The sequence below is a fragment of the Photorhabdus sp. RM323S genome, assembly GCF_042879375.1.
GTDB lineage: Bacteria > Pseudomonadota > Gammaproteobacteria > Enterobacterales > Enterobacteriaceae > Photorhabdus > Photorhabdus tasmaniensis.
The window spans coordinates 45452-52129 of sequence record NZ_JBHFKZ010000032.1; the positions used below are offsets into that span (position 1 = coordinate 45452).

The following is a 6678-nucleotide window of genomic DNA, read 5'->3' on the forward strand; positions in this document are numbered from 1 at the left end:
AGACAAAATTGATAATAAAGTCAGACTTAGATCACATAATAAACAACAATCGTAACAATAACTTAAAAATATAAATTAATACCCTAGCCAACATATAACCTTAAAATAAAAAGCTGAGGCGGATTCGACTAATAAGCGCAATTTTTCAGAAGGGCGGTCAGTTGCTATAGTAGGCATCTTTCCCGCCACAGGAGAATGCGCTATGGCCTATACACAACTGACCGAAACAGAAAGGTACCAGATTTCCAGTTTAAAAACAGCGGGGTTTTCACAGCTTTTCATTGCTGAGTCACTTAAGCGAAATCCGTCAACCATCAGTAGAGAGTTGAAAAGAAATCAGGAAGCTCAGGCATACTGTCCTAAACAGGCTCATTTGAAGGGATTAGCTCGTCGTCATTTTGCTAAGAAAGCCGTGAAAATAACGCCGGAAGTCGAAAAATGGATAAAACGGTTAATTTGGAAAGATTTAAGTCCTGAACAAGTGGTTGATTATTTGAAGCGACATAAAGGGATATCGTTGCATCATGAGACGATTTATAGGCTGATTTATCAAGATAAAATAGAGGGAGGTGATTTATGGCAACATCTCTGGATTGCCAGAAAACCTTATCGCAAACGCTATGGTCGCTATGAAAGAAGAGGCAAAATTAAAAATCGGGTCAGTATTGATGTTCACCCGGAAATTGTTGATAAAAAGGAACGTATTGGCGACTGGGAAGGGGACACGATAATGGGGAAAGACAAAAAAGTGTTTTATTAACTCTGGTTGAGCGCAAAACGCTGTATACCATAATTGTTAAACTTGATAGCAAGCGGGCATCAGAAGTAGCAAAAGCGGTAGTTAAAGTATTATACCCTTTAAAACAAAGGGTTAAGACCATCACATTCGATAACGGTTTGGAGTTCGCAGATCATGAAATCATGAGTAAAAAATTAGAAACCCAAATTTATTTTGCTCACCCTTACTCGCCTTGGGAAAGAGGGATCAATGAGAATATCAATGGATTAATCAGACAATACTTTCCCAAAGGAACTGATTTTAATGAAGTCTCTGATCAGGAGATAAATTTTGTGGTAAACCGATTAAATCATCGTCCCCGAAAAACACGGGGTGGGAAAACGCCGAATGAATTATTTAAGGGAATACGAACATGTTTACTTCCCGATTAACGATGTTGCACTTATTATGTGAATCTACCTGATTTATCTATATATTAACAATAATTATACATATGAAATCATTTCTTATTTAGGTAATTAACATTAATAAAATACCGCCTTTTCCCTTACCTCGAAAAAGTGTTCACAACATTTACGCTGCTACAGGTTGCCATCACAACCTAAGTAGGAGGTTGTCATACGATAAAACATAAAGATTCCTTCAGGAAATACTCTTATTAGTAATTGTGGCATCAATAATGCCATCAATCAGCGGGCATAATCCTTTGCTCCCGTTCATTTCGGGGTATTGGTGTTATAACGGTAAGCATCCGGTTACGATTCTCAGACCAGGGCAGCAGCTCATTCAGCCACGGCCGAGCATAACGCTGCCACCACTGAAGCCGTTTATCCAGGGGCCAGTGTTTGATTTTTCGCTCCGTATGTCTAATGCAGGGAAGAGACACTTGGGAAGGGTACCGGAAAACGCCCCAGAACGCGAAATCTTGTTCAAAATATCTGGAACGGTCACAGATGAGAAACGCACTCAATGCGCTACCGGCGTTTCAATGATTTGTTGTATTAGCAGCAATCTTGAAACGTCACTAGACCATAGGACTGACACAACGAATAGCAACTTTAATCAAGTATGTTTTCACTGATGGTAATGAATATACCCGCCGTATTGATTTAGCTGTTAATGATGAAAAAGGTTTTCGTGATCATTGTATGAAAATGACTATTTTTGTTGATTCGCCTAAAGGAGAACTGTATTACGATACAATCAATGTCACCTTTCTAAATTATATACGTTGCATCAAGTACCCAGAATAAATAAGAATAGTATTTTATTAATACGCTGATATCGTGTATTTCAATTATTTTGTTTTGACTTGTGTGACAAATATCATAATTACCATGGATAAACTCAGAGAGTGACTCTTAATGCTAAGCTAGATATGGGCTTTTAATCTATATTTTTTAGGATAGTCACGTTTGGTAGGAGTGGCTAATTGGATCCAATTCAGTTCATTGGCGTTAAATAAGATTCCAAAATAGTGCTACATCTTATACTACTAATAATTTCATGTATAACAATGGGTTGAAGAGGATCATATGTAGCAGAATTATGAAACGTTATTTAACCCTTGCAAATAAAATTATGCAAGTGTTAAGTGATTAATAACCTAAAAAATAAAGGTTTGTTATGAAAGGACAATACGAAAGTTACTTGCGTTTTAGTCGACCAGAGTTATCACTCGGCTTAAATAGACTTTTACAGAGCTTAGAACATAAAAATGGTATTGGTATGTTTCTAAATAACCCTACAGGTACAATCGCAGCTCACTTTCCAGAAGTAATCGGCAAAGTCAATATAGAAAAAGTTGGAGAAGCCAATAAGTTAGTATTTTCCATAATGGCAAATGATGACTTCCGAAATTGGGCCATTTCGTATTCCCAAAAGCTTAAACATAACTTTTCTATTAGTTCAGCTAAAAAAATTAACAAAGATGAAATTAGAATGGATGTGGCAAAAGCTATTTTGAAGTCAGGTGATCAGGATATTGTTTATGCTCTCCTCAACGAGCAATCACGTAAGGATGGACTAACGACAGAAGATATGCAGTCAAAGATAGACTCTATTATTGCAGTTGAAACAGTAATTGTATTGATTGCAGTAGCAGTTATCCATGTGGCTATTACAGCTATGGATTTTAATCCATATGCCCCACCTACAGGTCCTGATATTCATGTATTTAACAAGAGTGGAGGCAATGATATACGCTCAATAGCTCAGCAGTTAGTGAAAGTGGCAAAAAATAATAAAAGGGCGGGTATATAAATGGGGCATGGAATAGTTAGGAAAGAAAGAACGTTATCAATTATGCCCACGTTTCGATGTAATGCTGAATGTTCTAACTGCGGAACATTCAGCAGCCCACGTGTGAATAATACGCTATCTTTAGATGAAATAATTTATGCAATTAATGAAGCACGCCGTCTTAACTTCCTAAATGTTGTATTCACAGGAGGCGAGCCGACACTAAGATGGAGAGATTTGGTTAAGGCAATTGAGTACGCTACTTCTTTAGGATTGCATACTCGATTAGTAACAAATGCACACTGGGCAAAATCTAAGTCCATTGCCTTATCAAAGCTAAGGATATTGATAGATTCCGGACTCAAAGAAATCAACTTTAGTACAGGCGATGAGCACATAAAATTTATTCCTATGAGTAATATAATAAACGCCGTTAACTCCGCTTACGAGAATAAAATTGTTTTTCATGTGAATATTGAAGGTGGGCTGGAAAAATTAATATCAAAGGAGAATTTTGTAAATTCGGTTAATCTTAGCCACATTTCAAGAGAGGAATTAAAACTTCGATTTGAAGAAAGTCCTTGGATGCCACTATCTCCTGATGATAAGGCCAACTATAAAAAAAATTGGTATATTTCCAAAGAGAATATTGCTTCTTGTACTGGTTGCAATAGCGTCCTACAGACAATAGTAATTCAAGGCGATGGAAATATTGGAGTCTGCTGTGGACTAGGATTAAATCGAATAAAAGAATTGAATTTTGGTAAAATTAGCGAAGTTAATTCAATTAAAACTGTCATAGATAAAGCAGAGCAAGACTTATTAATTTTATTGCTTCACTTTATGGGACCAGAAAAAATTTTAGCTTGGTGTGCTGATTATAATGATGAAATCAAATGGGAGAATATGTATGCACATCGTTGTCAGGCATGCAAGAGAATATTTACTGATCAGCATGTGGCACAAGTTCTAATTGAAAGAATTGATGAGCTGATACCAGAGTTAATAGCTTCAGTAGCAATAGATGAGGCTGCATGGCCACATTATGTTAACAACGTTTGATGGAGGATTCGACTAATAAGCTACCGTCTTGATGGTCAAGCTCTAATAACATAGTTTTCATCATATGATTGCTGCATATTTAGTACTCCGTAGCACAAATGAACTAACTTACGCATCTCAACTTTTAACAATGGTGAATATTTAGGCGGGTGAGTGTGGTTCCTCACAGATTTCCGGCATCATTGTGCTCAATACGGGATGCAAAGCTCCCTGCTGACTGGAGGAACCACACGCATTGACATTGAAATGATAGCGAGTACCAGCAAAAACGTGCATCAAGGACAGAGCGCTTGATCGTCTTGGTCTCAATGCGATGGACATAAGGAAAACAGTTGAACAACTGACCGCGTCAGACATTCGCGTGCATTGCCTGGCACTGGGCAGTGTGGATCTCACCAACCCTGCCGAAAAAATGACTATGCAGGTTATTTCAGCAGTGGCGGAGTTTGAACGTGATCTTCTGCTTGAGCGTACACACTCAGGAATAGCAAGAGCAGGAATGCAGGGAAATGCTTTGGACGTCCACCGGTATTGAATGAGGAACAGCAACAGGATGTGCTCGAACATATTAAAGCCGGGGCCAGCATAAGTACCGTTGCCCGGGAATTCAGCTCGACACAACAAACTATTCTCAGTGTAAAAGCGGTAAATCAGGAGTCTGCTGTTTGAAAAACAACCTTACAGTAGGATATTTAATGAGTTTTCGACGCATGATTGTTACTTTTCTTCGAAAAACCTGAACAGTTGCTTGAAACAAAATTCGCATTTGCAAGAATGGGAGCTGAAGAACCATGACTGAAACTATTTATGTCGGTATTGATGTCGCCAAAGTTTCACTTGAAATTGCACTTGGTACTCAGGGAACCGTAATGACATATCCAAATACCCCTAGAGGCCATGATGAACTCACGGTGACACTCGCTAACTATGCAATTGATTTAGTTGTATTAGAAGCAACAGGTGGTTATGAGGTACCTGTCGCCTGTGTTTTGCAGACTCTGGGGCTGGCTGTTGCCATCGTTAATCCCCGACAAGCCTGTAACTTTGCTAAGGCAATGGGTAACTTAGCCAAAACAGATAAAATAGATGCTCAGGTGTTGGCACAGTTAGCTCTGGTTTTATCCCAACGAACAGATCGGGATAAAATAGCCAGGATATTGCCATCTACTTAGCAACGGGTGCTGCAAGCCATGATCGCGCGCCGCCGCCAAATTAGTCACACTTTCCATCTCAGAACACCAAAGGTTGGGGAGTTGCCATCCAGAAATCCGAGAAAGCATCACTTTAATGATCAGCTTCATACAGGAACAGCTTAAAGTCATTGAATCTGCATTGTCTAAACATATCAAAATGTTTCATCGTGCCAAACTCGATCTATTATCCACAAAGAAAGATGTTGGACCTGCCACGGTAGCCACCTTGATTGCTGACATGCCCGAACTGGGCAAGTTAACACACCGGGAAATTAGCTCCTTAATTGGTGTTGCACCGTTTAATCGAGACTCTGGATTCTTCGGTGGAAAGAGAACGATCTTCGGAGGGAGAGCAATGGTGCGTCGAATGCTGTAATGGCTACGTTAACAGCAATTAGATTTAATCCCGTGCTTTGTGCTTTCTACACGAGGCTGATAGTTGCAGGCAAACCCAATAAAGTTGCCATCGTTGCTTGTATGCGTAAATTATTGGTCATCCTTAATGCAATGGTAAAAACAAATAAACCGTGGGACGAATCACTCCACATGGTTTAAAGTGAAAGACAGTTGCTCATTAACTGTGGAGCACTACATTAGTGTTTATGCTGCTATAGCTAATGTAGAACTATCAACCGTACTCCGGCTAGCTCATTAATTCTGATGCCGGGATACCAACTCCCAAATTGTGCCTTTAGTTCACCATTCAGAACGGCCATCCGAGGGGAGCATTTAAACAATTGCCCCACAGATTTTTATGCTCTCTAATATAAAATGTTATTTTTCCTGCTTCACCACCACCATAAGACCACAGGCAGCCGTCGGAGTATAACGCCACTCATACAGTAAGTTTTGTAATGTAATTCCTGTTCGCTCCCAGCGAGGGATCACCACTTTAATCATCCGGTAACGCCATGTCGGGTAATGTGCCAGAACCGAACAGGCCAGCTGTATCTGAGCAGGCCGCATCAAATGAGAACGAAACAGAATATCCCTGTCTGCCCGCAAAAGCGCCCCCTCAAGTTCGCGAACAAATGCCGCATGAAAGCACCGGGTTCGACTTCGCGTCAGACGCCCTATCCTGTCAGTCGGGGAAAGATGAATGACGTAATACCGTTTTTTCCTGTGCCGAAACCCCGAACAAATAAATCCCCGCCAGGGCGTTAATCCGCTCACCAGTGCAAAGCAAGGACAACACAACACCACCAAAATAAAAATCAGATATACGCACATGTTACGTTTTTATTTACAGCAGGTAATGACATAGGCTGATTCGCTGCGTTGGTGACCCACAAATTTAAGTCCCGCCGCATAATATCCAAGCTTACATCGGTGCTCAGCAAAATCACGTCCGCCCCAGTTTCCATCCTGATAACATTGGTTCTGCTGCAAGGTGGCTTCTGCTTTTGTCCACAGGCCGGACTGGCAGGACAGTATGGCGCCTTT

General features: G+C 40.2%; 5 protein-coding genes and 3 pseudogenes. 6 read left to right on the forward strand and 2 right to left on the reverse strand.

The window, feature by feature from the left end; genetic code table 11:
- The first annotated feature begins 202 nt into the window (after window positions 1–202).
- The 6 genes and pseudogenes from ACGF7G_RS14010 (at window position 203) to ACGF7G_RS14035 (ending at window position 5790) form a co-directional block, all read left to right on the forward strand.
- Window positions 203–1170: pseudogene (locus ACGF7G_RS14010) on the forward strand (IS30 family transposase).
- 1195 nt (window positions 1171–2365) lie between these two features.
- Window positions 2366–3001, forward strand: coding sequence for a hypothetical protein (locus tag ACGF7G_RS14015; RefSeq protein ID WP_387466251.1), 636 nt, complete (start codon window positions 2366–2368; stop codon window positions 2999–3001).
- Between the two features lie 42 nt (window positions 3002–3043).
- Window positions 3044–4042: a radical SAM protein gene (locus tag ACGF7G_RS14020; RefSeq protein ID WP_387466269.1), complete on the forward strand. Its 999-nt coding sequence runs from the start codon at window positions 3044–3046 to the stop codon at window positions 4040–4042.
- 153 nt (window positions 4043–4195) lie between these two features.
- The gene (locus ACGF7G_RS14025) at window positions 4196–4336 is read left to right on the forward strand and encodes a hypothetical protein (protein ID WP_387466253.1); all 141 of its coding nucleotides are present in this window, start codon (window positions 4196–4198) and stop codon (window positions 4334–4336) included.
- Window positions 4332–4711: pseudogene (locus ACGF7G_RS14030) on the forward strand (recombinase family protein); the annotation flags it as partial. The gene ACGF7G_RS14025 and the pseudogene ACGF7G_RS14030, both read left to right, overlap by 5 nt.
- Before the next feature lie 122 nt (window positions 4712–4833).
- Window positions 4834–5790, forward strand: a pseudogene (locus tag ACGF7G_RS14035) (IS110 family transposase).
- 219 nt (window positions 5791–6009) lie between these two features.
- Here the strand turns inward: ACGF7G_RS14035 and ACGF7G_RS14040 are convergent.
- Both ACGF7G_RS14040 and ACGF7G_RS14045 read right to left on the reverse strand, forming a co-directional pair.
- Window positions 6010–6465, reverse strand: coding sequence for a hypothetical protein (locus tag ACGF7G_RS14040; protein ID WP_387466255.1), 456 nt, complete (start codon window positions 6463–6465; stop codon window positions 6010–6012).
- Between the two features lie 9 nt (window positions 6466–6474).
- On the reverse strand, window positions 6475–6678 hold a 204-nt coding region (locus tag ACGF7G_RS14045), incomplete at its 5' end, for a hypothetical protein (RefSeq protein WP_387466257.1).

Excerpts from the sequence above, each read along its gene's own strand:
- ACGF7G_RS14015 (WP_387466251.1), top strand. The coding sequence starts at position 2,366 with ATGAAAGGACAATACGAAAGTTACTTGCGTTTTAGTCGACCAGAGTTA.
- ACGF7G_RS14020 (WP_387466269.1), top strand. The coding sequence starts at position 3,044 with ATGCCCACGTTTCGATGTAATGCTGAATGTTCTAACTGCGGAACATTC.
- ACGF7G_RS14040 (WP_387466255.1), bottom strand. The coding sequence starts at position 6,465 with ATGTGCGTATATCTGATTTTTATTTTGGTGGTGTTGTGTTGTCCTTGC.